General features: G+C 61.4%; 22 protein-coding genes. 10 read left to right on the top strand and 12 right to left on the bottom strand.

The window, feature by feature from the left end; translation table 11 throughout:
• The first annotated feature begins 35 nt into the window (after positions 1-35).
• From AC1D1N_RS15455 to AC1D1N_RS15440, 4 genes are all read left to right on the top strand, one after another.
• A complete protein-coding gene (locus tag AC1D1N_RS15455) occupies positions 36-818 on the top strand; it encodes a 3-hydroxybutyrate dehydrogenase (protein WP_477349454.1) in 783 nt (260 codons plus the stop codon).
• Positions 819-844: 26 nt separating this feature from the next.
• Positions 845-2002 (top strand): patatin-like phospholipase family protein, encoded by a 1158-nt coding sequence (locus AC1D1N_RS15450; RefSeq protein WP_477349452.1) that lies wholly within the window; start codon positions 845-847, stop codon positions 2000-2002.
• A 42-nt stretch (positions 2003-2044) separates the two neighbouring features.
• Positions 2045-3439, top strand: a complete 1395-nt coding sequence (locus AC1D1N_RS15445) for an NAD(P)/FAD-dependent oxidoreductase (RefSeq protein ID WP_477349450.1) — start codon at positions 2045-2047, stop codon at positions 3437-3439.
• 284 nt (positions 3440-3723) lie between these two features.
• Positions 3724-4428, top strand: coding sequence for a peroxiredoxin-like family protein (locus AC1D1N_RS15440; protein WP_477349448.1), 705 nt, complete (start codon positions 3724-3726; stop codon positions 4426-4428).
• On the opposite strand, the gene AC1D1N_RS15435 is transcribed toward AC1D1N_RS15440, so the two are convergent.
• Entirely contained in the window at positions 4412-5317 is a 906-nt protein-coding gene (locus AC1D1N_RS15435; RefSeq protein ID WP_477349446.1) for a LysR family transcriptional regulator, read from the bottom strand. The two genes, AC1D1N_RS15440 and AC1D1N_RS15435, sit on opposite strands and share 17 nt — an antisense overlap.
• A gap of 354 nt (positions 5318-5671) precedes the next feature.
• On the opposite strand from AC1D1N_RS15435, the gene AC1D1N_RS15430 reads away from it, so the two are divergent.
• The 4 genes from AC1D1N_RS15430 to AC1D1N_RS15415 all read left to right on the top strand — a co-directional run bounded on the left by AC1D1N_RS15430 (position 5672) and on the right by AC1D1N_RS15415 (position 9163).
• The gene (locus AC1D1N_RS15430; RefSeq protein WP_477349530.1) at positions 5672-5974 is read left to right on the top strand and encodes a helix-turn-helix domain-containing protein; all 303 of its coding nucleotides are present in this window, start codon (positions 5672-5674) and stop codon (positions 5972-5974) included.
• Positions 5857-6969, top strand: coding sequence for a tyrosine-type recombinase/integrase (locus AC1D1N_RS15425; protein WP_477349444.1), 1113 nt, complete (start codon positions 5857-5859; stop codon positions 6967-6969). Before AC1D1N_RS15430 ends, AC1D1N_RS15425 begins: the two co-directional genes overlap by 118 nt.
• A gap of 193 nt (positions 6970-7162) precedes the next feature.
• Positions 7163-8131 carry a glycosyltransferase family 8 protein gene (locus tag AC1D1N_RS15420; protein WP_477349442.1) on the top strand — a complete coding sequence of 323 codons (969 nt, stop codon included), beginning with the start codon at positions 7163-7165 and terminating at the stop codon, positions 8129-8131.
• 48 nt (positions 8132-8179) lie between these two features.
• Complete coding sequence (locus AC1D1N_RS15415) at positions 8180-9163, top strand: glycosyltransferase family 8 protein (RefSeq protein ID WP_477349440.1); 984 nt, start codon at positions 8180-8182, stop codon at positions 9161-9163.
• A 35-nt stretch (positions 9164-9198) separates the two neighbouring features.
• Here AC1D1N_RS15415 and AC1D1N_RS15410 read toward each other — a convergent pair whose 3' ends face one another.
• The 4 genes from AC1D1N_RS15410 to AC1D1N_RS15395 all read right to left on the bottom strand — a co-directional run bounded on the left by AC1D1N_RS15410 (position 9199) and on the right by AC1D1N_RS15395 (position 13833).
• Entirely contained in the window at positions 9199-10515 is a 1317-nt protein-coding gene (locus AC1D1N_RS15410) for an O-antigen ligase family protein (RefSeq protein ID WP_477349438.1), read from the bottom strand.
• Positions 10512-12047: an undecaprenyl-phosphate glucose phosphotransferase gene (locus AC1D1N_RS15405; protein ID WP_436259626.1), complete on the bottom strand. Its 1536-nt coding sequence runs from the start codon at positions 12045-12047 to the stop codon at positions 10512-10514. Before AC1D1N_RS15405 ends, AC1D1N_RS15410 begins: the two co-directional genes overlap by 4 nt.
• 84 nt (positions 12048-12131) lie before the next feature.
• Complete coding sequence (locus AC1D1N_RS15400; RefSeq protein WP_352560358.1) at positions 12132-13262, bottom strand: glycosyltransferase; 1131 nt, start codon at positions 13260-13262, stop codon at positions 12132-12134.
• Positions 13263-13269: 7 nt separating this feature from the next.
• Complete coding sequence (locus AC1D1N_RS15395; RefSeq protein ID WP_112561792.1) at positions 13270-13833, bottom strand: polysaccharide biosynthesis/export family protein; 564 nt, start codon at positions 13831-13833, stop codon at positions 13270-13272.
• A gap of 265 nt (positions 13834-14098) precedes the next feature.
• Between AC1D1N_RS15395 and AC1D1N_RS15390 the strand changes: the two genes are divergently transcribed.
• The gene (locus AC1D1N_RS15390) at positions 14099-16312 is read left to right on the top strand and encodes a GumC family protein (protein ID WP_477349436.1); all 2214 of its coding nucleotides are present in this window, start codon (positions 14099-14101) and stop codon (positions 16310-16312) included.
• Between the two features lie 120 nt (positions 16313-16432).
• On the opposite strand, the gene AC1D1N_RS15385 is transcribed toward AC1D1N_RS15390, so the two are convergent.
• The 6 genes from AC1D1N_RS15385 to AC1D1N_RS15360 form a co-directional block, all read right to left on the bottom strand.
• A complete protein-coding gene (locus AC1D1N_RS15385; protein ID WP_112561344.1) occupies positions 16433-17269 on the bottom strand; it encodes a GNAT family N-acetyltransferase in 837 nt (278 codons plus the stop codon).
• Between the two features lie 3 nt (positions 17270-17272).
• Entirely contained in the window at positions 17273-18019 is a 747-nt protein-coding gene (locus tag AC1D1N_RS15380; protein ID WP_477349528.1) for an aspartate/glutamate racemase family protein, read from the bottom strand.
• Positions 18020-18021: 2 nt separating this feature from the next.
• Complete coding sequence (locus AC1D1N_RS15375; RefSeq protein WP_477349433.1) at positions 18022-18840, bottom strand: ABC transporter permease; 819 nt, start codon at positions 18838-18840, stop codon at positions 18022-18024.
• Position 18841: 1 nt separating this feature from the next.
• Positions 18842-19753 (bottom strand): ABC transporter permease, encoded by a 912-nt coding sequence (locus AC1D1N_RS15370; protein WP_436259630.1) that lies wholly within the window; start codon positions 19751-19753, stop codon positions 18842-18844.
• Between the two features lie 88 nt (positions 19754-19841).
• Positions 19842-21131, bottom strand: a complete 1290-nt coding sequence (locus AC1D1N_RS15365; RefSeq protein WP_436259631.1) for an ABC transporter substrate-binding protein — start codon at positions 21129-21131, stop codon at positions 19842-19844.
• 34 nt (positions 21132-21165) lie between these two features.
• Complete coding sequence (locus AC1D1N_RS15360) at positions 21166-22254, bottom strand: ABC transporter ATP-binding protein (RefSeq protein WP_436259632.1); 1089 nt, start codon at positions 22252-22254, stop codon at positions 21166-21168.
• A 264-nt stretch (positions 22255-22518) separates the two neighbouring features.
• Here AC1D1N_RS15360 and AC1D1N_RS15355 point away from each other — a divergent pair, with 264 nt between their 5' ends.
• The gene (locus AC1D1N_RS15355; RefSeq protein WP_477349430.1) at positions 22519-23232 is read left to right on the top strand and encodes a GntR family transcriptional regulator; all 714 of its coding nucleotides are present in this window, start codon (positions 22519-22521) and stop codon (positions 23230-23232) included.
• A 2-nt stretch (positions 23233-23234) separates the two neighbouring features.
• Here AC1D1N_RS15355 and AC1D1N_RS15350 read toward each other — a convergent pair whose 3' ends face one another.
• Complete coding sequence (locus tag AC1D1N_RS15350; protein ID WP_477349428.1) at positions 23235-24464, bottom strand: GNAT family N-acetyltransferase; 1230 nt, start codon at positions 24462-24464, stop codon at positions 23235-23237.
• Between the last annotated feature and the right edge of the window lie 7 nt (positions 24465-24471).

Genomic DNA, 24471 nt, shown 5'->3' with positions numbered 1-24471 from the left:
CATTTCGGCTGCAGCTTCAACCGTAGGAAACAACGATGCTCAAAGGAAAGACGGCACTGATCACAGGCTCGACCAGCGGCATTGGCCAAGGCATTGCCGAGGCCTTCGCTGCGAAGGGCTGCAACATTGTTCTGAACGGTTTCGGCGATCCCGGCGAGATCGAGTTGCGGCGGGCAAAGCTTGCCGCGGACCATGGGGTGACTGTTCGCTACGACGGCGCGGACATGAGCAAGGGCAGCGCGATCACCGCGATGATGGACAAGGCAATCACCGAGTTCGGCGCGGTAGACATCCTCGTCAACAATGCCGGCATCCAGCATGTCGCACCGATTGACGACTTTCCGATCGAAAAATTTGAAACAGTCGTGGCGATCGATCTGATGTCGTCGTTTTACACGATCCGGCGCGCGCTGCAGGGCATGAAAGAGCGCAAATGGGGTCGCATCATCAATGTTGCATCTGCCCACGCGCTCGTCGCTTCACCGTATAAATCCGCTTATGTCGCTGCCAAGCACGGGGTCGCCGGTCTGACCAAGACGGTCGCGCTTGAAGTCGCTGAGCAAGGCATCACCGTCAATGCGGTCTGCCCAGGATACGTCCTCACCCCATTGGTCGAAAAGCAGATACCCGACACGGCCAAGGCGCGCGGGATCACGGAAAAACAGGTGATCAAGGACGTGCTCCTGGCAGCCCAGCCAACCAAACAGTTCGTCACAGTCGCTCAGGTCGCGGCGCTCTGCCTGTTCCTGGCCTCAGACGATGCGGCTTCGATCACCGGCGCGATCATGCCGATCGAAGGCGGCTGGACCGCCCATTGAATCCGGCAACGAGGAGCTGAACAACCATGAACAAGATCACCAGAAATCCTTCGGCGTCGGAACCTGTGCAAGCGGCCGCCAATGTGGCCGGTGGTTCGGTCCAGCGACAGACCGTGCTGGTCCTGCAGGGCGGCGGCGCGCTAGGCGCGTATCAGGCTGGCGTATACCAGGCGATGGTCGAAGGCGGTATCGAGCCGGACTGGGTGATTGGCACCTCGATCGGTGCAATCAACGCCGCGCTCATTGCCGGAAATGAACTACAAGACCGCCTGCCAAGACTGCGCGAATTCTGGGATGGGGTCGGCCGCAGCAGTCCGCTCGACGAGTTCTTCCGGATGATGGTTCCAAGCAACATTTTTGCCAATATGGGCACGGTGATACGTGGCATACCGGGATTCTTCGAGCCCAACCCAAGCGCCATGTTCGGGGTCAATCGGGAAGTGGGTGTGGAGAATGCCTCCTACTACACCACCGATCCGCTGAAGCGGACGCTAAACAACCTTATCGACTTCGATTGCCTCAACCGCCGTTACACGCGGCTGACAGTCGGCGCTGTCAACGTCAACACCAGCGAACTCAAATATTTTGATAGCAGCCTGATGCCGTTGTCGGTGGCCCACATCATGGCGTCGGGCGCCTTGCCGCCGGCCTTCCCGGCGGTCTGTATCGACGGCGAGCCTTACTGGGATGGTGGCATCTATTCGAACACGCCCATCGAGGTCGTGCTCGACGCGCGTCCGCGGCGCGACGCGCTGATCTTTGCCGTCAATATGTGGCAGCCTCGCGCCACCGAGCCGAAATCGATCTGGCAGGTCATGGGCCGGCAGAAGGACCTTCAATACGCCAGCCGGGGCCGGAGCCACGTTGCTAGGCAGGAGCAACTGCATCGCTTGCGCCACGTCGTGCGCGAAATGGGAAAGTTGGTCCCTGAAGAGCAGCGCGAGGATCCGATGTTCAAGGAGCTTGCGTCCTATGGATGTCCGTCGGTCATGCATCTCGTTCGGCTGCTGTCACCGCGCCTCGACGGCGAGGACCACACCAAGGACATCGACTTTACCCGCGCCGGCATCCGCACCCGCTGGCAGGCCGGATACGAACACGGGCAACGCGTCCTCTCGGAGAAGCCGTGGGAATGCGAAGTCGACATGCTCCAGGGCATCGTTATTCACGAATCGCCAGAGTGAGTTCTTCCAGCGGCGAGCCCGAGGAAAAGACGGAGACTACCGATGCAGATCATCACTCCTGGGATGCGGCTGGTTCCGGAAGCCGTGCTCGCCAACAACGCCGCGCTTTTCCGCACGATACCGGAGACGCCATCTCATGCCGACAGCTCACGGCATCGCGTAGTTATCGTCGGCGGAGGTGCCGGTGGACTCGAGTTGGCAACACGGCTCGGCAGGAAATTCGGCAAGCGGCGGCTTTCCATAACGCTCGTCGATCGCAATCGCACACATGTCTGGAAGCCACTTCTGCACGAGGTGGCATCCGGCACGTTGAATCCGTCGAGCGATGCTGTGGAATACATCGCACATGCCAGCAGGCACCACTATCGCTACCGGATCGGCGAAGTCGTCGGCCTTGACCGCGCCAAGCGCCAGGTTTTTGTGGCGCCGAGCTTCGACGACGACGGCAGACAGATCATTCCGCCGCGGGTGTTGGGCTACGACACGCTTGTGCTGGCCGTGGGCAGCGTCAGCAACGATTTCGGAACGCCGGGGGCGGCACGTCACGCCATCGCGCTCGACACGACCGGTCAGGCCTCCCGTTTCAACAAGCGCATGATCGACGCCTGCCTGCGTGCGAACGCCCAATACGAGAAGCTTTCACCAGGCCAACTCCATTGCGTCATCGTTGGCGCCGGGGCCACCGGCGTTGAACTGGCCGCCGAGTTGCATAAGTCGATGCGAGAAATCGCCTCGCACAATCTGGACAACATCGATTTCGAAAGGCTGATCCGCATCAGCATCGTCGAGGCAGGACCGCGCATCCTGCCGGCTTTGCCGGAACACCTTGCGCGCTCTTCCGCGCGCCGGCTTGTTGATCTCGGCGTCCAGATCCGATGCGGCATAAAGGTCACCGAAGTGACAGAAGACGGTATTAGGCTTGGCGAGAAGCTGTTCGTGCCAGCTGAACTCGTCGTATGGTCCGCGGGGATAAAGGCGCCGGATTTTCTGAAGAGGCTAGACGGCCTTGATACGGATCGCATCAACCGCCTGGTCGTGGATGCGACGCTACGGGCAAAGGGAGATGAAAGCGTGTTTGCGATCGGCGACTGCGCGAGTTGTGTGTTGCCCGGCAGCGAAGATCCCTTGCCGCCGCGCGCCCAGACAGCCCATCAGCAGGCCGATCATATGGTCAAGGTGATCGCGGCACGCCTCGAAGGGCAGGGGGCGCCGGCGTTCCGTTACCGCGACTACGGTTCTCTCGTTTCACTGGCCGACTACGGCACCTTTGGCAGCCTGGTGGGCGGGCTGAAGGTCGAGGGTTTGCTTGCCCGGCTGATGTATCATTCGCTCTACAAGATGCATCTCAAGGCGGTGCACGGGACCTTCAAGACCATGCGGGATACGATCGTGGGAATCCTGTCGCACCGCACCAAACCGCGGGTCAAATTGCATTGAATCTCGGTAGACCGGGACGGTGGAAAAATATGATGTCGCGATCCTCGGTGGCGGTGGTGCGGGGATGGCTGTGACAGTAGCCACACGCGATGCCTGGCTGCCGCTTTCAGACTTCCGCTTCGGAAGTCAGGAAATCTGATGTAACGATTCGAGCTGCAATACCGAACAGAAGATGAATCCGCATAGCTTCGATGCACGCAGGGCATCGACTCCATGCAAGAAAAGCATGGCCGTGCCCGTGGGGCTTCAATGTTAGGCTGCATGGAAATTGCGAAAGTGCAGAAATGGCCGCCGACGACCAGCCAATGACATTTGAACAGTCCGTCCAGGCTGCCATCGAACTCGATGCACCTCTCAACGAGAGGCTGGCGGTGATCGCGAGCGCAGTGCGCCGACTGAACTCGGAGTTCGCTGACGCGGTTGACCGGCTCGTGGCGCGCCTCAAGGAACAGGGAGCTGGTGCAAGTGCTCCCGCCCCCGGCGATGTTATGCCCGCATTCCTGCTGCCTGATGACGAGGGCAGGCTCGTGAGCCTATCTGAAATCCTTAGCCACGGGCCGGCTGTCATTACCTTTCAGCGCGGACATTGGTGTCCCTATTGTCGCTTGAATGCGATCGGCATCGTCGAAGCCCAGCAGGAGATTGCGACTCTCGGCGGCCAGGTCGTGGTGATCATGCCGGAGCGGCGCAAATTCGCGAAGGCGATGAAGGCTTCGGTTGGTGCGCAGTTTCCTTTCCTGACCGATATGGACAATGGCTACGCTTTGTCGCTCAACCTGGCGATCTGGGTGGGAGCCGAGATGGAGCGGCTGATGGGCCTTGGCCTCGATCTACCGAACTATCAGGGCAACAACAGCTGGTTCCTGCCGATCCCAGCCACTTTCGTTGTCGGGATTGATGGCATCATCACAGATCGGTTCGTCGATCCCGACTACCGTCGGCGGATGGACATCGACGACTTGATCGCGGCGCTCAGACGGGCTCGCTGACGCCAAATGTCGACCAGTCGGTTGATCGCAGGAGGTTGAGGAGCGTCATAGCCACCTGCGAGCGATGTCGGCCGGCGACTGCGTAGACGGCGACGATCCGAGAAACATCCAGATCACGCAGCTTGAGTCTGCGGACGTTGGGCGAGCGGGGTGCAGTCACCGAGACAAAGCCAACGCCGGCATTGGCTTCCAGCAGCGCCAGCAGATCCTGGTCGGTTTCAACCTCATGTGCGGTGCGAGGGGTAATTCCTTTGGCCGAGAGACCGCGCGACAGATCTTCGCTCGTTTCCCAGTCGATCCGACTGAGCACGGGTTCTGCGGCCAACTGGCTCAACGCGACGTCCGCCTCGTTTCGGCGAGCAAGAGGGTGATCGGAGTTCACAACCAGTTCGATCGCTTCCTGGAAAAGCGGCCACGTGTCGAGCCGATCCCAGGCCTGTCCCAGCGGGCCGGCAACCGCCAGTTCGACCTCACCCTTCTTAAGGGCTTCGATGACAGCGGTCGGCGAACCGCGACTGATCTTGAGATGCACGCCTGGGTAGGCTCGGAAAAGCTCGGTGAAGGGTGAAACCAGCAGCGCTATGTTGATGCTGTTGGAAATGGTGACGTTAAGTGGAGCGACGTCACTGCTTTGCACCGCCTTGGCAAGAGATTTTGCCGAAGTGGCAGCATCGTAACATTGTTGCAGCAGGGGCAGCATGCGCCGGCCAAGCTCGGTCAGATGGGAATGCTGGCGCTCGCGCCGAAGCAACTCCCCACCCAATTCGTCTTCAAGGGTCATGATTGCGCGCGTCAGAGCCGGCTGCGTGACATTGCACTCTTCCGCTGCTCTTGTGAAATTAAGCGTATTGGACAGGGCCAGAAAATAGCGGACCTGCTGCATCTCCATGAATCTTCGCCCCCTCAGCGAAATCCGATTCGTCAGCGATAGCTAATTTGTGCTCATGCTAACGCAACCGGGGGCCAAGGCAAAGCCGACGCCCAAATTCGTCTTTGAGGTCACAGGCGTCGGTCATTTTGTCGATCGTCACAATGTTACAAAGTATGTCGTAAGTCATTGATTTTGCTGGTGTCATTCAGAGTTCAGTCCTCTCTGGCAACGACCGCGGCAGCGAACCCGAACTTGAGCAAGAATGCTCCAAAATCAAAGGGGCGTTTCTCGAGGCTATCAGGCATAAGCGAAGTTGAGTGGCCGTAACAATTCGTGAAAGTAGCCGGTCGACTTATCGCTATAACCTCAAAGATGTTGAGGTTGCTCACCCCCGCTCAAGCTGCCGAATTGCTCGCCGTCACTCCGAAGCACCTGCTCGAGCTGACGAACGAAGGCGCTTTGCCCTGGGTGAACATTGGTCTTGAGGGCAAGAGGCCCACCCGTCGCTATAAACAAGACGACCTTGCCGAGTTCATTGCAAAGCGGAGCCAAAAAGCATGCCGGTATACCGAAAGCACGGCAAATCAGAATACACCTTTGACTTCCAATTTCACGGTCGTCGATTTTCCGGTCCCACGGGCACGAGCAACAAGCGCCAGGCGGAGCGCGTCCTAGAACTCAAGCGACAGGAAGCGCAAAGCAAGCTGAAGACGGCTGCCAGCTTCACCGCCGAAGGACCAATGACGCTCGAGATAGCTGCTTCTCGCTATTGGCTGGAGGTGGGGCAACACCTGGCCAATTCCGATAACTACTACCGCTTTATCGGGTGGCTCCTCGATCATTTTGGCAAGCACATCACGTTGGATCGGATCTCGGACTCCTTGGTGGCTGCGATGGTATCGCAGAGGCGCAGCGACGGCGTCAGCAACGCCACGGTCAATCGCACCGCTACAGTTCCTCTCCGCGGTATTATGACCCGTGCGAAGAAGACCTGGAAGGTGCCGGTCGGTGATATCGACTGGAGCAGGCATATGCTCAAAGAGCCGAAGGAACGCGTTCGTGAAGCCAGCCTAGACGAAGAGAAGCGCCTGCTGAAAGCGATGCGCGGGGACTACGAACCCGCTGTTCGGTTTGCGCTCCTAACCGGTTGCCGTCGCATGGAGATCGTGGACCTCGCGTGGTCCCGCATTGATTTCTTCGGCAGGACGATCACCGTCACTGGCAAGGGCGATAAGACCAGGGTCATCCCGATGACAGACGCGGTGCATGCCCTCTTGTGGGTCCTGAAGGACCACCATCCGGCGTCTGTCTTCACCTACATTGCCCGAAGAACAAACGAACGTCTCAAACTCGTTAGAGGGACCCGCTACCCGATCACGATGGAAGGCTTCAAGACAGCCTGGCGACGCTACAGAGACAAATCAGGCGTGGAGAACTTCCGGTTCCACGACACGCGCCATACAGCCGCGACGAGAACCCTGCGCAAGGGCAACATGAAGATCGTGCAGAGAATGCTGGGCCACGAGGACATCACCACCACGGCGAAATACGCCCATGCGATGATCGAGGACATGCGTATTGCCATGGAGGCAGCAAATCACACCGGGAGTCACACCGGAATTGAGAAGCGAGCTTCTAAAGCACTGAAAGATAGGAAGAAATTGGCCTGAGCAACCTTGACCCCCAGTCAAGTGCGCTACCGGGCTGCGCTACACTCCGGACCGCGCAAAGCCATATATTTTCAAGGGTTATGGTGCAAGCGCTAAAACGGCGCGTTGGACCGGAAAAGTCGCCAGGCATCCGGCCTTGTCGACGCTACGCCAAGGCGATATGGCTCGCCCATATCGATTAGAAGGATTGTGCGTGGCGAATTCCTGTTTTTTTCTAGCGGCTGACGCCAACTATTTTCCGTATGCATGCTTGGCGGCGCGCAGAATTCTGGACGTTTCGGGAGAAGCAACGCCAGGCTTCATCTTGCATGTCGGTGCACGCGATACCGATATGCGTGTTGCTGATCGCCTGCTGAAGAACGGCCTTCGCATAATGGACGTCTCGGCGTTGTTTGCGCAGGCCGGCCATACTTTCCGGCCGAGCAATGTCGGCACTTTTGTGCGGCTTTTCGCCGACCAATTGCCTCAGTTCACGGACTACGACCGAATCGCCCATGTCGATTGCGATGTTCTGTTCAATCGGGATATCGGTGACCTGGTGGGCCAGACTTTGAATGCGCCGTTGTTGGCCGCCCATGACGATTATATGTATTTCCGCCCTGGCTACCGGCAGAAGTTGTCGATGCAGCCGGGAGCGCCTTACTTCAATGCCGGTATCATCGTCTTCAATATGCCGTTGGTGCGTGAACAGGGCCTCTTGCACCGCGCCAGGGACGTGGCCGTTGCCGGGCAGATGAACGACCAGAACGCGCTGAACATCGTCTTCGAGGGCAAGTGGCAGACGATGCATCCGAACTGGAATTTGATGTCCAACGATACGAAGGAATTTCGGTTCGCCCAAGCCTATGCACGGCATTTCGCCGGCGGCAAGCCGTGGGGGAGCCAGGTCGACGTGGAGCCCGAGGCGCTTGCCGTCTGGCGCGGTCTGGCAAGGGATACGCCCTGGCTTCAGCCCTTTATGCAGCGCATTCCCTTCGAGCGGGGCGTCATGAGGCGCTTCGCCCGCAGGTTCGACGGCATCATGGGGATGCTGCCGAACAAGGATCGGTATCGGCGGCGCGCACGGTATGACGGCAGCAAGGTCCATAAGATGTATGCCGAGCATGCCCTTGCCGGTGCGATGGCCGTGCAATTTCCCGAAGTACTCGGCGGTTTCGCTTGAGATATCCGCGACCTCAATCCGTAAGGCGCAGGGCAGGAGAATTAGACTGTGTCGCAAACGTCATGCTTCTTTTTCGCCGCCGATCAAAGGTATTTTCCGTACACCTGCTTGGCAGCGCGCCGTGTGTTGGATCTATCCGGCCCAGTCGACGGCTTTATTTTGCACACCGGCATCATCCCCAGCGAAGACCGGTCTGCCGGCGAGCGTTTGCTCGGTGGGAGGATCAGCATCATCGACGTAACGAAGTTCATGGAGGCGACGAACTTCAATCGTGGAACGCATCCCACCCTTGCGACCTACATCAGGCTGTTCGCGGACAAATTGCCTGAATTCGAGCCATATGACCGCATCGCCTATTCCGACGCCGACGTGCTCTTCAACCGATCGATAGCCGATCTCTGCAACACACCGCTCAACGCGCCGTTGCTGGCCGCTCACGATGAGCAGACCTACTTCGACGTGAAGTACAGGCAACATCTGCCGATGCAGCCCGGTGCGCCGAAATTCAATGCTGGCGTTCTTCTCTTCAACATGCCGCTACTCAGGGCTGAGGGGCTCCTGGAGCGTACGCGGCAGCTGGCGTCGGAACATGTCTACGGAATGGATCAAGGCGCGTTGAACGTGGCCTTCGAAGGCCGGTGGCAGACGATGCATCCGTTCTGGAACGTGATGACCAACTACAGCAGCCAGATTCCGTTCAGCAGGTCCTACGCCCGCCACTTCGCCTGGGGCAAACCTTGGGAGCCTCGCCCGGTCGGTGTCGAGGTCGACGCCATGGCGATCTACCGCGATCTGGCGAAAGGCACGCCCTGGGCCGGCCGCTTCAGCCGCAGCTGGCCGATCAAGCGAGGCATCATGAAGAACCTCGGACGCAAGTTCGACGCCATCAGCGGCATTTTGCTGAACGATGAGAAGCGCAAACGCAGGGCGAGGTTCGACGCGGAAAAGGTCAGTGCAATCTTTGCCAGCCACGCCGACAATTCGATGCTGGCCGTGCAATACCCCGAACGGGTCGCCGGCATCGCGAGATAGGTGAAATATCTCTGCGATCCGTCAGCAGGGCGGAGTCATCCGAACTCGGCGGCTTTCCCACCGATTCGGATTGTCTCCGCCCTCAATTCCCGCTGATGCCGGTATTCCAGCGCAATCGCGCCCCAGATCAGGCCGAGCAGCAGGTAGACGTGGCGCCAGTGGTCGATGTCGATGAAGGTGCCGAGCCCGATGTTGCCGATGAAGGCGACATAGGCGCAAAGCAGATAGGGCTGCCAGGGCCGGTCGCGCAAAAGGATGCGGAAGCCGGCGGCCGTCGTCCACAGCGTCAGCGACAGGAATGAGACGAAGCCGAGCCAGCCATAATCCATCAGCGTCTTCAGCCAGATGTCGTGCGTGTCTTCGCCAAAAATGGTGCCGAACACCAGCGGTCCGATGCCGAGCGGATGCTCGAGCGCCATCTGGAAGCCGATCGTGTAGCGGGCGAAACGGCCAAGCCGCGCCGTGTCATAGCTCTGTTCCAGCTGGGCGCGGCTGGAAAACATCTCGCTGACGCCGGGCAGCTGCAGGATGACGATCATCGCGACCACCAGCAGCGTGACAGCCGCAATGGTCATGATGACGACGCGCAGCCGGAACTTGCCGCTGTTGCTCTGCAGGAACAGGGCGCTGGTAAGCAGGATCGCCGAAACAGCGAACATCCCCCAGGCGCCGCGCGAAAACGAAAAGAAGATGCCGGCGGTGATGATCAGCAGCGGCACCGCCAAAAGCGGCATGCGCGCGATCGACCCGGTCAACATGAGATAAAGCAGGTAGATGCCGGGCAGCACCAGGAACGGTCCGAACACGTTCGGATCCTGGAAGGCGCCCTGGGCGCGGTCGTATCTGGTGAAGATGTCGGCGCCGGGGAAGGCGTGGAAATAGCCGGCAATACCAAGCAGCGCTGTCGCCACGGCGGAGAAGACATAGGCGATGAAGATCAGCCGGTAGAGGCCAGGCTGCACTGCCGTCACCGAAGAGAAGAACACCGCGGTGAAGGCGAGGAACAGCGAGACGGCGAGATAGAGCGGCGTGTTGGCGAGATCGGCCATCTGCGTCATCGCAATCAAGCCGCCGATGTTCATCGTGATCAGCAGCACCAGCAGCGGCACGGCAGCGCGCGATATGCGCAGGCCAAACAGCGCCCACACGCCGATAAGCCCGACCATGAAGAGATCGTACGGCGCCGGTTCGTCGATGACGAAGCCCGAGAGGAAGACGCCAAAAAACACCGCGCCTGAGGATATCAGCGCGATCAGCTTGGCGTTGACCGCCGATGGCGGCAATGTGTTGACCGCCAAAGGCGGCAACGTGTTGACCGCAGCCTGCGGCACCTCATGGGAAATCGCGCTCAATAGGCGTTTTCCGTATTGAGCAGCCGCAGCGGCGTCAGGAACAGGATGCGCAAGTCGAACAGCATCGACCAGTTTTCGATATAGTAAAGGTCGTACTCCGTGCGCATGCGGATCTTCTCATTGGTATCCATCTCGCCGCGCCAGCCATTGATCTGTGCCCAGCCGGTGACGCCTGGCTTGACCTTGTGGCGGGCGAAATAGCCGTCGACCACCTCGTTGTAGAGCAGGTTGTGCGACTGCGCGGCGATCGCGTGCGGGCGCGGACCGACCAGCGACAGCGAGCCGAGCAACGAGTTGAAGAACTGCGGCAGTTCGTCGATCGAGCTCTTGCGGATGAAGCGGCCAACCCGGGTGACGCGCGGATCGTTCTTGGTCACCGTCTGCTTGGCGGTCGGGTCCGAGCGGTCGGTGTACATGGAGCGGAATTTATAGACTTCGACGATCTCGTTGTTGAAGCCGTGCCGCTTCTGCTTGAACAGCACCGGCCCCTTGCTGTCGAGCTTGATGGCGAGGGCCGTCACCAGCATCACCGGTGAAAACAGGATGATGCCGATCAGCGAAAAGACGATATCGAAAGCGCGCTTGGCGACCGAATCCCAGTCGTTGATCGGCCTGTCGAAGATATCGAGCATCGGCACCGAGCCGATGTAGGAATAGGCACGCGGGCGAAACTGCAGCGCGTTCGAATGCGCCGAGAGCCGGATGTCGACCGGCAGCACCCAGAGTTTTTTCAACAGCTGCAGCACCCGCGTTTCGGCAGTCAGTGGCAGTGACACGATTAGCATGTCGATGCGCGCGATGCGGGCGAATTCCATCAGCTCCGAAATGGTACCGAGCTTGGGGTAGCCGGCCACGATCGGCGGCGAGCGCTTGTCGCCGCGATCGTCGAAGATGCCGCAGATGCGGATGTCGTTGTAGGGCTGCTTTTCGACCGAGCGGATCAGCATCTCGGCCGCCTTGCCGCCGCCGACGATGACGGCGCGGCGTTCCATGCGGCCGTCGCGCGCCCAGCGTCGGATCAGCTTCGACATCACCAGGCGCAGGACAAACAGCAGAAGCAGGCCGATGACGAACCAGGTGCCGAACAGCAGGCGCGAATAGTCCTCCGACATCTTCATGATGAAGGCCGTCAGCGCCATCAGCGCGAAGGTGCCGGCCCAGACCGCCAGCACGCGGCCGAGGTTGGAGATCGGCCGCATCAAGGCGGAGATCTGGTAGCAATCGCTGACGTCGAGCAACACGACGGCCAGGAACGAGGCCGCGGCGATGGTCAGCGGATATTGCCAGGCGAGGTAAGTGAAGAAGCCGACAAAATGAAAGTAGAGCACGAGCCCCGACAGGAACAGCAAGGCGAATTCGACGATGCGCAGCACGCCGCTGACCATGACCGGCGACATCGTATCGCGCCGGTATTGCGAGGCAACCTGGCGGGCAACACTGTTCATGCCGCCGGGCGTGGGGCTCTCGGCAGGACCGTCGAATTTGCGCACCGCATCGGCCGAAAAGCGGCGCGTGGGGTCGGTCTCGTTCATCGGGTTTCCCACAAGCTTCCGCCATGACCATAGCAGAAGAGAGCTAAAAAAACCTTGAGACAACCTGTGGTTTTGGGAGGTAGCCTATTTGCTGAGCGCGGCGAAATAGGCCTTTTCGATTTCGGCAGCCATCACATCGGCGCCGAAGCGCGCCTTGAGGCTGGCGGTGTCGGGCATGGCGCGCCGATAGGCGTCGAGATCGCCTAGCGCCTCGCCCATCTTGTCGCCGAGGTCGCGCGAATCGGGACGGATCAGGGCAGGGGATCCCTCACCGAAGATTTCGGGTATGCCGCCGACCGCGGTGGCGATCATCGGCCTGCCGGCGGCCAGCGTCTCGAGTACGATATAAGGCATGGCTTCCGCGCGCGACGGCACGACCACGAGGTCGGCCAGTGCAAAGGCGTCCCTGGCCGGCATTGGCGGCAGGAAGCGAACCTGTTTTTCGAGCCCCAGCCGTTTCACCTGGGTGTGGTAGCGTGGCAGATCGTCGCCGTCGCCGACCATGACAGCGGTCAAGCGACGCTCAAGCTGCGTGCCGGCCAACGCCAGCGCGTCGATGAAGATGTCCGGGCCTTTGAGGTCACGCATCATGCCGATGTAGAGCAGGTCAGCGGCATCAGGCGCGGTTACCACCGGCTCGAACTCCGCAGCACGCAGGCCGTTATAGACCAGCGTGTTGGGGATCGGCGGCTCGCCGACCTTCCGCCGGTAGGTGCGCCGCTCATAGTCAGAGACGAACAGCAGGCAGTCGGTGAAGCGCGCCATGAAGCGCTCCAGCGCGAAGAACAGCTTCCCGGTCGTCGTCGTTTCGTCATAGTGGAGGGAGCCACCATGCGGCGAATAAAGGCGGGCTACGCGAGACCTTGATACCCGCAACAATGAGCCGAACAGACGGGCATAGGCGCCACCTTTGGCGCCGTGCCCGTGCAACACGTCCGGCCGCAATTCCTTGATGATTCGATAGGTGCGCCAGGCCGAGGCGAGGTCGCCCGGTCCGACATGGCGCTGCATTGGTGTGCGATGGATACCCAGCGCCAGGCTGTCCTTCATCTGGTCGAACAGGTGTTCCTCGTATTCGCCGCCTGTGGTCGAATCACAGACGATGCCGACAACGTGTCCGGCTGCGAGTTGTGCCTCCGTCAGGTCGCGCACATGCCGAAAGATCCCGCCGACGGGTGAGCGAAAGCAGTGGACGATCCTGAGCTGGTCCGCCACGTTGATGTCAGAACAGGCGTTCGCGAACGTAGACGGTATCGCCAGGCAGCAAGGGGTCGGAGGTGACCACCCTGCCGGTCATCACCTTGCCGTTGATGTCGCGGGTGATGTCGACGCTTTCCTGGTTGGCGCGCGGCGAGAAACCGCCGGCAATCGCAATCGCCTTCTGCACGGTAAGCCCCGGCACATAGGAATACTGGCCGGCAGCACCCACTTCGCCCATGACGAAGATCGGCCGGTAGCGGTCGATCTCGACCGACACATCGGGGTCACGCAGATAGCCCTGGCGCAGTTTGTCGGCGATCTCTTTTTCCAGCTGCTGGGCCGTGTGGCCACGTGCCGGCACGGCGCCGACGAGCGGGAAGGACATGTAGCCGGACTGGTCGACGCTATAGGTGTTGGTCAGCCCGTCCTGCTCGAACACGGTGACGCGGACACGGTCGCCGGCGCCGAGCCGGTAGGGCTGGTCGAGCACTTCGTGGAAGGCCGCCGGCGTCGGCCGGTAGCTGGAGCAGCCGGCGAGCATCGACACGGCCAGCAGAGCGCGAAACAGACCAGCAGCGCTTTTCATGATCGGACACACACCTTCGTCGCTGTGGCCGCCATGGCGCGGCGGCAAACCTTAAGGATCTGGGTTTGTTATCATCCTGTTAGGGTTAATGGCCGGTAAAGGGATGCGGCCGATTTGGCGGCAATCGACAAAAAGCCGAGTAGTTTCGCGGCCTTTGTTTACCCGCTGGTAGCAAACCCCAACGGCTGCTTACCGCCATCTTAACGCCTGAGTTACCATAGTTGTTTACGGTACTTCCTAGACTCATGTTCCGGAGCAGGAATGCATGTCCGTTCAGTCCGCGGCCGCAGATGTCGATGTCGACCTGAGACAGCTCTTCGCCAGCCTGGCGAGGAACTGGCTGCGCATCCTTGTGGTCACGCTCATCGTCACCGGTCTCGCCTTCGCCTTCGCCTGGCTTGCCACGCCGCATTACAAGGCGACGACGCAGCTGAAAATCCAGCTGAACGAATCGGCCTATACGCGGCCTGCCGGCACCAATGAAGACGACAAACCTGTGCTCGATGCGGAAGGTGTAGCAACCGAGGTTCAGGTCATTTCCTCGTCCGACATTCTCAACAAGGTGGCTCGCGATCTGAATCTGGGCGACAAGCCCGAGTTCAACGATGCGCTCGACATGTCGCCGGTAAGCTGGCTTCTGGTCACTGCTGGCCTGAAAAGCGATCCGGCAGAGATCCCGCTCGATGAGCGCGTACTGCAGAAGATGCGCGACAAGCTCAATGTCTATGGCGTGGAAAAGACGCGTGCCATCGCCGTCGAATTTTCCTCGGAAAGTGCCGAACTTGCCGCCAAAATCCCGAATGAGATCGCCAAGGCCTACCTGGCCTATCAGGCGGACGCAAAGACCAAGTCGAACGCTGCTGCGACCGCCTTCCTGGGGCCGGAGATCGACGAGTTGCAGAAGCAGGTCAGGGATGCCGAGGCCAAGGTCGCGGCCTTTCGTTCCGCGCAGTCGGACCTGTTGATGGGCGGCAACAATTCGGTGCTGGCGACACAGCAATTGTCCGAACTGTCGACCGAACTGTCGCGTGTGCGCGCCAACCGAGCCTCGGCCGAGGCAACGGCCGAAAGGGTGCGCCAGGCCTTGCAGGCCGGTGGCTCGCTGGACGCTGTACCCGAAGTGCTGTCTTCCGATCTGATCCAGCGGCTGCGTGAGCGTCAGATCGAGCTCAGAACCAACATCGCCGATCTTTCCACCACCTTGCTCGACAACCATCCGCGCCTGCGAGCGATGAGGTCGCAGCTTGCCGACCTCGACGGCCAGATACGCAACGAGGCGCAAAAGGTCATGCGAGGGTTGCTGACGCAGGCGCAGACCGCCCAGGCGCGCGAAAACCAGCTCATATCGGACGTCAACAAGCTGAAGGCGGCGTCGTCGCGCGCCGGCGAGGAGCAGGTCCAACTGGATGCGCTACAGCGCGAGGCGAATGTCCGGCGCCAGCAGCTTGAATCCTATATGACAAGTTTCCGCGAAGTGACCTCGCGCAAGAACTATCTGCCGGTCGATGCCAGCGTGTTTTCCGAGGCGCGCGTGCCTTCGGAGCCCTATTTCCCCAAACTCGTCCCGATCGTCGGCGCCGCTTTCGTCGGCTCGCTGCTGCTGATGTCGATCATCACACTTCTGCAGGAGCTGTTTTCGGGCCGCGCCATGCGTCAGGCCCCCGGCGCCCGATACGAGCGCATCGAACAGGTGGCAATGCCAGTCGCGTCGGTGCCGGTCGTCGAGCCGGAACCGGTGGCAGCTAAGACCGGGGAGGCGGAAGACCGGCCGGCGGACATGGAGCATGAACTGGAGCCGAAGGCGGTTCCCGAGTCGGCCCCCGCAGCGCTGGAAGAAGCAGCGGCCGCAGACGCGGAACCCGAACCGGTACGCTCCAGTCTCGGCGAAATCGACGTCGAGAAAGCGGCGGAAAAGCTGATCGCCAGCGGTGCTGCGCGCGCCATCTTCGTCTCGCCCGAAGGCGACGAGGCGGCAGCCTCGGCGGTGCTGGTGGCGCGCGAAGTCTCCGACGCCGGCCTGCGCGTGCTGCTGCTCGATCTCACCGCGTCAGGCGCTGCCTCGCGACCGATGCTGGACAGCGGACTGTTCCCCGGCATCACCAATCTGCTGGCTTCGGAAGCGCAGTTTAGCGATGTCATCCACGCCGACCTCTATTCCGACTGCCATGTCATTCCCGTCGGCACCGCCGACCCGGTTCGCGCCATGCGCGCCGCCGACCGGCTGCCGATCATCATGCAGTCGCTGACCACCGCCTATGATCTGGTCATCGTCGAATGCGGACCGGCCGACGCGCACAGCATCAGCCGACTGGTTGGCGACAGCACCGAGGTCTTCCTCTCCATGCTGCAAGCGGACGATGAGGTGGCGCAGGCCGCTGTCAAGCTGATCGAAAGCGGCTATCCCGACCTCACTCTGGTGACGCCGATTGGCCATGAGACGCCGGGACACCCCGTGCCGGGACGACGTAGCGCCGCCTGAGACATCAGACACTTCTACTTAGGCGGCGCTTCTACAGATTGGATCGTCCATCGCGCGCCGGTCCCCAAAAACCAAAGCCGTCAGCCGCGCCTCGCCAAGCCTGTCAGGCTGCGCCTGGATCTACCCTAACTCCAGGGTCGTCACGCCAAATATTCGGCGCGAGTCGACCTTCGGAGGCGTGCCTTTGTACATGCGGGTGGTGGTGAAGGTCGGCCTGAAACCAATCGCTGCAAGCGCCGCAGTGAAATCGATATTGTCGGCTGGAACGTCGATATGCAGGTCGCCGCCTTCGCATGCACCAGCCAGACTGCCCAACAGTTGCATCGCTGTCTCGGTGTCGTCGGCAAACAGCGGGCCGACCTTGTAACCCGAACGGCAGGGACGAGCCACGGCGTAGCCTATGGTGCCGAGCGAACTGATCGCAGCGAACCCGACATGCGGTGGTTGCGACCAACGGTGCAGGAAGGCCCGCCGAGGTGCGGGGAAACAGCGGGCGTCATAGGCGATGATGTCGGGCACGAGTTGCGTGCTTATCGCGCGCACCCCATCGCTTCGGACGGACGGTATCGCGGTACGGCCGCTGAAGCGGATCGTTTCGTAAGCTGGCCTGAATCCCTTACGCCGATAGTTGGCCAACTGTGCTGCGACGCCGTCGAGGCCAACTGTTCGGCCGGCCAGCCTGGCCATGCCGGCGCTCCAGACCGCTTTGCCGTGGCCTTGGCCGCGCATATCTGGTCGGCAGATGTAGAGACCGATGAAACCGAAATTGCCACCATACGCGACAGCCGAGATGGCGGCCACCAACTCGTTGCCGACGAAAGCGCCGATGAAGCCTTCAGGGTCGGTTGGCTGAAACGCGGCGGCATCGTCAAGGCCAGGGTTCCAGCCTTCGGCGGCCGCCCAGTCGATAAGAACGGCCAGTTCTTGCAGCGACAGCGCACGGATGGTCGGCTTCATGGCTCACTCCGCGGCGATAGTTCCGGGCGAGAAGGATTTCAGCACGCCGAGATAGGACTTGGCCAGCGGGCTGGCATAGGCACCGCGCTTCGAGGTCGACAAGCCCAATGCGATCAGCGCCTCGGCCTGCTTGACCGCCGCGCCGACGCCGTCGATGACCGGCAGGTCGAACTCGTCCTGCAACTGGTGGGCCAGGTCGGCCATGCCGGCGCAGCCGAGCACGATGGCTTCGGCGCGGTCTTGCTCGATGGCGCGGGCGATCTCGGCGCGCAGTTTCTCGACGGCGCCCGACGCCGGATCTTCGAGGGAGAGCACCGGAATGTCCGCGGCGCGCACGCGGGCGCGCCTGGCCATGCCGTAGCGCTGCACCAGCCCCTCGACAGGGACACGCGAGCGTTCGGTGGTGGTTACGACTGTGAAGCGCTGGGCAATGTAAGAGGCGACACTGAGTGCGGCCTCACAGATGCCGATGACCGGAATGGAGGCCATGGCGCGCGCAGCATCCAGTCCCGTATCGTCGAAGCAGGCGATGATGGCGGCCTGCGCCCCGGCGCGCTCACCGGCAGCGATTTCCATCAGCAGGCCAGGCACGGCGAGCGCCTCGTCGTAATAGCCCTCGATCGACGCCGGGCCCATGGAGGAGGTGACGGCCACCACCTCTGTCCAGGCGCCGGCGACGGCTCGCGCCGCTGCCGCGATCGTCTCAGTCATGCTCGCCGTCGTGTTGGGGTTCACCACCAGTATCTGCACGATCACGTTCTCGCCCGGCGGCGGCCGACATAGAGGATAGCGCCCAGCGTCGCCAGGATCACCAGGAAGGAGAACACGGTGGTCACCGTGCCCAGTGCGTAGAGCACCGGCGTCGTGACATTGGTGGTCATGCCGTAGATCTCGAGCGGCAGCGTGTTGAAGGTGCCCGACGTCATCAGCGTGCGGGCGAACTCGTCATAGGACAGCGTGAAACCGAACAGGCCGACGCCGATCAGGCTCGGCGCAATCATCGGCAGCACGACATGGGCAAAGGTCTGCCAGGAGGTGGCGCCAAGGTCACGCGCGGCTTCCTCATAGGCCGGCGAGAAGCGGTTGAAGACGGCGAACATGATGAGCACGCCGAAGGGCAAGGTCCAGGTCAGGTGCGCGCCGAAGGCCGACGTGTACCAGGCCGGGCGGAGGCCGACCTGCTGGAAGACGACGCCGATGCCCAGCGAAATGATGATCGAGGGCACGACGAGGCTGGCGACTGCCAGATAGAACAATGCGGTGGCGCCACGAAATTTCTGTCGGAAGGCGAGCCCTGCCAGCAGCGACACGACGACGGTGACGATCATCACCATCAGACCGAGCACGAGCGAGCGCTTGAAGCTGCCGCCGAAATCTCCGACCGCCTGGCGCTCGAACAGATTGGCGAACCAGTGCAGCGACACGCCATTGAGCGGGAAGGTGAGGCCGCCGGTCTCGCCCTGGAAAGAAAGGATCAGGATCGCCGACAGCGGACCATAGAGGAACAGAACGAACAGTGTGAAGAAGGCCGCAAGCACATAGAATTCGAGGGTGCGTTTTTCGTGGCTCACCTCAAAGCTCCTTGCGGATGTCGACGATGCGCAGGATGCCGGCGACCATCAACAGCACCAACACCAGCAACACCACGGCATTGGCGGCGGCGGCAGGATATTGCAGCAGCGACATCTGGTTCTTCATCATCAGTGCGACCGACGCGCTCTGGCCGCCCGACATCACCTGCACGGTGGAGAAATCGGCCATCACCAGTGTTACGACGAAGATGGTGCCGATCGCCATGCCGGGCTTGGCCAGCGGAATGATCACGTTCCACAACACCTGCCAGCCGGACGCGCCGGCATCACGCGCGGCCTCGAACAGCGAACGATCGATCCGCATCAGCGTGTTGAAAATCGGCGTTACCATGAACAGCGTATAGAGATGCACCATCGCCAGCACGACGGCGAATTCGGAATAGAGCAGCCATTCTATGGGTTTTGGCACCAGCCCCAGTTGCACCAGCGTCGAGTTGATCAAGCCGTTGCGGCCAAGAACCGGGATCCACGAGATCATGCGGATGATGTTGGAGGTCAGGAACGGTACGGTGCAAACCAGGAACAGCACCATCTGCATGGCCGTGGTGCGGATGTGGAAGGCAAGGAAATAGGCCACCCAGAAGCCGATGAACAAGGTCAGCGCCCAGACGATGGCAGCGAATTTGATGGTGTTGAGATAGGTCTTCCAGGTGACCCAGGAGCCAAGCACGTCTGAATAGTTCGTCGTCAGGAAATCCGGATACATGGCGGCGAAGTCGTAATCCCAGAAGGATACGACGGCGATCATGATGATAGGCAGCAGCAGGAACGCACCGAGGATGAGTGCCAGCGGTGCTGATTGCAAATAGGGCGTGACGGCACTGAGCGAGAAGCGGCCGCGCTTGGCGGGTTTGGCGGCGGCGGTTGCGGGACGATCGAGCGCGACGGTCATCAATGCTCTCGGGTTTGGCTATGCGGCGTCAACCGCGTTCCCTTCTCCCGCAAGGGGAGAAGGGGTGAGGAGGGCGCTGCTTGTTGCCTTACGCCGCTATGAACTCGTTCCAGCGCTTCACCATGTAGCGGTCCTCGTCCATGACCGAGTTCCAGCAGGCGACCTTCCCCATGCGTTCCTCGAACGAGCCGCCGTCGCGCACGGCGCCGGCCTTTTCCATGACTGTGCCGTCCGGCGCCTTGATCTCGCCCTTGGCGGGCTTGCCCTCGATCCAGTAGCCCCATTCGTCCTCGGACATGAACTTCTTGGCCGAGACCATGTTGGCGGAATAGTAGCCCTGACGATTGAGATAGCCGCCGACCCAGCCCGACGTGTACCAGTTGATGTATTCGTAGGCCGCGTCGAGCTCGGCGCCCTTGAGATGGGCGGCAAGGCCAAGGCCGCCGCCCCAGGAGCGGTAGCCTTCCTTGAGCGGCTGGAAGCGGCAGGCGATGCCCTTGGAGCGCACCGCGGCGACGGCCGGTGACCACATGGACTGGATGACCACTTCGCCCGATGCCATCAGGTTGACGCTCTCGTCGAACGACTTCCAGAAGGCGCGGAACTGGCCGGCCTGCTTGGCTTTGATCAGGAAGTCGATCGTCTTGTCGATCTCTTCCTTGGTCATGTTGCCCTTGTCGGCATATTTGATGTTGCCGGTAGCCTCCATGATCATGGCCGCATCCATGATGCCGATGGACGGGATGTTGAGGATCGCGGTCTTGCCCTTGAAGGCCGGGTCCATGATATCGGCCCAGGTGGTGATGTCGCGACCGACGAGGTCGGGGCGGATGCCCAACGTATCGGCATTGTAGATGGTAGGCACCATCGTGAACCAGTTGGTCGGCGCCTTGGCGAAGGTCTTTGAGTCCTGCGCCTCGACATAGCCGACCGTGTGCGGCGCGGTGCCCTGGGCGATGACGCTATCCGGAGTAAGCTTGCCGGTTTTGAACAGCGGCACCAGCTCGTCGTAATATTTCAACTTGCTGACATCCATCGGCTGAAGCACGCCGCTCGGGAACACCTTCTTGCAGATCCAGTACTCGATGTCGGCAATGTCGTAGCTGTCGGGCTGGGTGACGGCGCGCTGGGCGGCGGCGTCGGAATCGGTCGCCGTCATCTCAAGCGTGATGCCGAGGTCGGCCTTGCACTTGTCGGCGATGGCGTTGAGGTTCGAGACGCCGGTGCCGAACTGGCGCAGCGTGATGTTGGACTGCGCCCAGATGGTCGGGAACCCGGTGATGACGCCGGAGCCCGCGGCGAGGCCGACGGCGGCGGCACCGGTCTTGAGCAGCGAGCGGCGCGAAATGCCAGTCTTGGTTTGTAGTGTGTTTGTCATGCTTATTCCCCTGTTTTGTTTTGCTTCGTTGGATTCATGAATGAAGGCGCCCGAGGACGATGGCGTCTTCGGAATCCCAGGCGAGCGGTACGGCGTCGCCAATGGCGACGGGTTTGGCGAAAAAGTCGGAATCGTCGACGATGACCGTGAAATCGTCGATGCCGGCTCCGGCCACCGACAGCTTCACCGTGGCGCCGCGATATTCGATGTTGGAGACGATGCCGGTGAAGCCGAGGCCGGGCGAGGGTGGCTCGCCGATGCGCACATGGTCGGTGCGGATCGCGATTTCGATCGAGGCTCCCGCTTCCTGGCCTTGTCCGCAGGCAGCGAGCGAGCCGCCGCCATTGACGTCGAAAACGACCATGCCGTCGCGCGCGCCGCTGACCCGGCCGGAGATGACATTGTGGTCACCCATGAAGCGCGCGACAAAGGCCGTGGCCGGGCGTTCGAACACATTGCGCGGAGGTGCCGCCTGTTCGATGCGGCCGTCATTCATCACCACGATCAGGTCCGCCAGAGCCATGGCCTCCTCCTGGCTGTGGGTGACGTGGACGAAAGTGATGCCGAGCGAAGTCTGCAGCTTCTTCAGCTCGGCGCGCATGCGGATTTTCAGGAACGGGTCGAGCGCCGACAGCGGCTCGTCGAGCAGCAGCGCCTCCGGGTCAGTGATTAGTGCGCGGGCGAGTGCGACACGCTGCTGCTGGCCGCCGGAAAGCTGCGCGGGGCGGCGCGTCGCATAGGCCTCCATCTGCATCAGCTTGAGCATGTCGAGCGCCTTGGCGCGGCGCTTTTCCTTGTCGACCCCCTTCATCTTCAGACTGAAAGCGACATTGTCGATGAGGTCGAGATGCGGGAACAGCGCATAGGACTGGAACATCATCGCTGTGCCCCGCTTGGCGGGCGGCAGGTCGGTGACGACGGTGTTGCCAAGCCGGACATCGCCCGACGAAATGCTCTCGTGGCCGGCGATCATGCGCAGCGTCGAGGTCTTGCCGCAGCCGGAGGGGCCTAGCAGGCAGCAATAGGTGCCTGCCGGTATTTTCAGGCTGATGGCCTCGACGGCAGTCGTCGTTCCGTACACTTTCGAAACGGACACGATGTCGATCTCGGCGGCTTTGGACATTCAGGCTTCCCCGTTTGGTCGCATTAACCAAAGCATCATGCGTGCCAATTTGCGGGCCAGCGGCCAAGCGATTGAATTGTCTGAAAAATCAGGCTTCGGCAGTGCTGCCTATCTGGTAAGCTGCCTTGTGCATTGCACAAATTATGGGCGATTGTGCTCGATTTGCACAAGAATCGTATGCAATCTTTTTTAGCTTCGTGTCCACTTTGCCTCTCGTGTGCAGACGATGAGTCGCGCTAGAAGGGGGCGGGAACCATCATCGCCATGAACATTGCCGATCAGATCTATTCCGCAGCCGACAGCGCCAATCAGGATCGCGCCCAGGCGATCCGCGACAATCTGCGGGACGCCATCGTCGATCGTCGGCTGGCGCCGGGCACCAAGCTGTCGGAAGGCGAGGTCGGCACGTTGTTTGACGTCTCGCGCACCGTCGCGCGCGCGGCGCTGCAGATGCTGTCCTTCGAGGGGTTGGTGCGTACCGAGCGAAACCGTGGCGCCTTCGTTGCCAACCCGTCGCCCGAGGAAGCGCGCCAGGTGTTCGCCTCCCGCCGGCTGATCGAGCCGGGCCTTGCCACTGCCGCCTGCGGGCGGGTCACAGCCAGCGATATCGCCGCCTTCCGCGCCCAACTCGATGAGGAAGGCCGCTTCATCGCCGAACGCGGTCCGACCGCGCGGCGCTCCGAAATCAAGGCGTCAGGTGATTTCCATCTGCTGCTGGCCTCAGTCGCCGGCAACGCCATCCTGCAGCGCTTTATGGAGGAATTGGTTGCGCGCTCCTCACTCGTTATCGCCCTTTACGGCCGCTCTGGCGTGTCAGCCTGCGGGCATAGCGAGCACACGGGGATTGTCGGTGCGCTGGAGAGCGGCGATTGCGGGTTGGTGAGCCGTTTGATGCTGCACCATATCGACCACATAGAAGCAGATCTCGACCTGCGAGTGAGGGCCGGCCCGGCGCTGCGCGAAGCTCTCAATTTTTGACGCTAGTTTTCGTCGTCCGTGGGAGCGGGCGCCGCCTGCCCGGCCGCCTTGCGGCGCAGCATCTTGGTCAGCTTCCAGATCGTCGGGCTGTTCTTGATGAAGGCTTTCGCCCGCGCGCCTTGCCGCAGCGCCGACGCGAGGGCGCGTCCCTTCAGTGTCAAGGGCACCAGCACCTCGAAATGCTGGGTCTCGATATCGCACCAGAGGCGCTTATAGGGCTCGTCGCCGACCGAGAAATCATAGACTTCGAAACCGGTCTCGCAGGCTTCCTGGATGTTGTCGAAGAACAGGAAGTCGCCGGGGCTGGTGTGGCCGAGATCGTCGTCGGCGATGGCTCCGAATTCGCAGATCAGGCGCTTGCCCGAGCGGCTCGAGCCGGTGATGGCGCGCAGCTTGCCGGCCACTTCAAGCCCATGCAGCACAAAGGCCGGCTTTTCCGCAGCCAGCGCGCCGGCAAAAAGGGTGCGGAAGAAAGCACGCACCTCCGGTTCGCCGAAGACATTGGCGATGCCCATCTTGGCGAAGCGGAATTCCTTCATCTCGAAGAAAGCATCGAGCAGCCTGTTCACCTCTTCCGTCGTCCGCGCTTCGATGCGGCGATGACTGCCGACAGCCTCGAACTTGCGCGTCTGCGAACGGTGCTTCTTGCGTTTGCGCTTGCCGCTCGCGCGGGAGAGCAAAGCATCGAAACCACCATCGAGGTCGACGGCGAGCGACAAATTGGGGCTGGGGAAATGCGCGAATGCCACCAACGGATTGGCAACGCCATCGAGATCGGGCAGCAGCCTTTCCAGCGCAACGAGGTCGATGTCGGAATGCGCCTTGCCGATCGCCGTCACCAGCCTGCGGATCGCCCCGGCATCAGTCTTTGCCAGCCAGGCCTCATCGGCGGCGGCGAAATTGCCGTTGGCATGACGTCCGCCCATGAAGCGGGCGACGCGGAGTGGACCAGTTCGCGTGATTTCCAGTGCCAGCGAGAAGACCGGCCGGTCCTCGATTTTCAGCGTGGCGACGACGGCATCCGGATTGGCCTGCGTCGTCCAGGCGCGGGCCCAGGCGGCGCTCTGCGCCGGCGCAAATAGCGCGGAACGGCAGAATTCCCCGTAAGAGGCGAGCGCGGCAGCGTCGGCGATCGACACCGACAGGCTGGTCTGGTCGGCAGCCGTTGCGCGCGCGGACGCCTTGCTAGCGGCGAGCCGATTGCCGTCAAATGACGCGGTGGCGTCAACCATACCTCAA

Source organism: Mesorhizobium sp. P2_B5, assembly GCF_056404775.1.
Note: the sequence above shows the minus strand (reverse complement) of the source record. Positions and strands in the feature narration are given on the sequence as shown.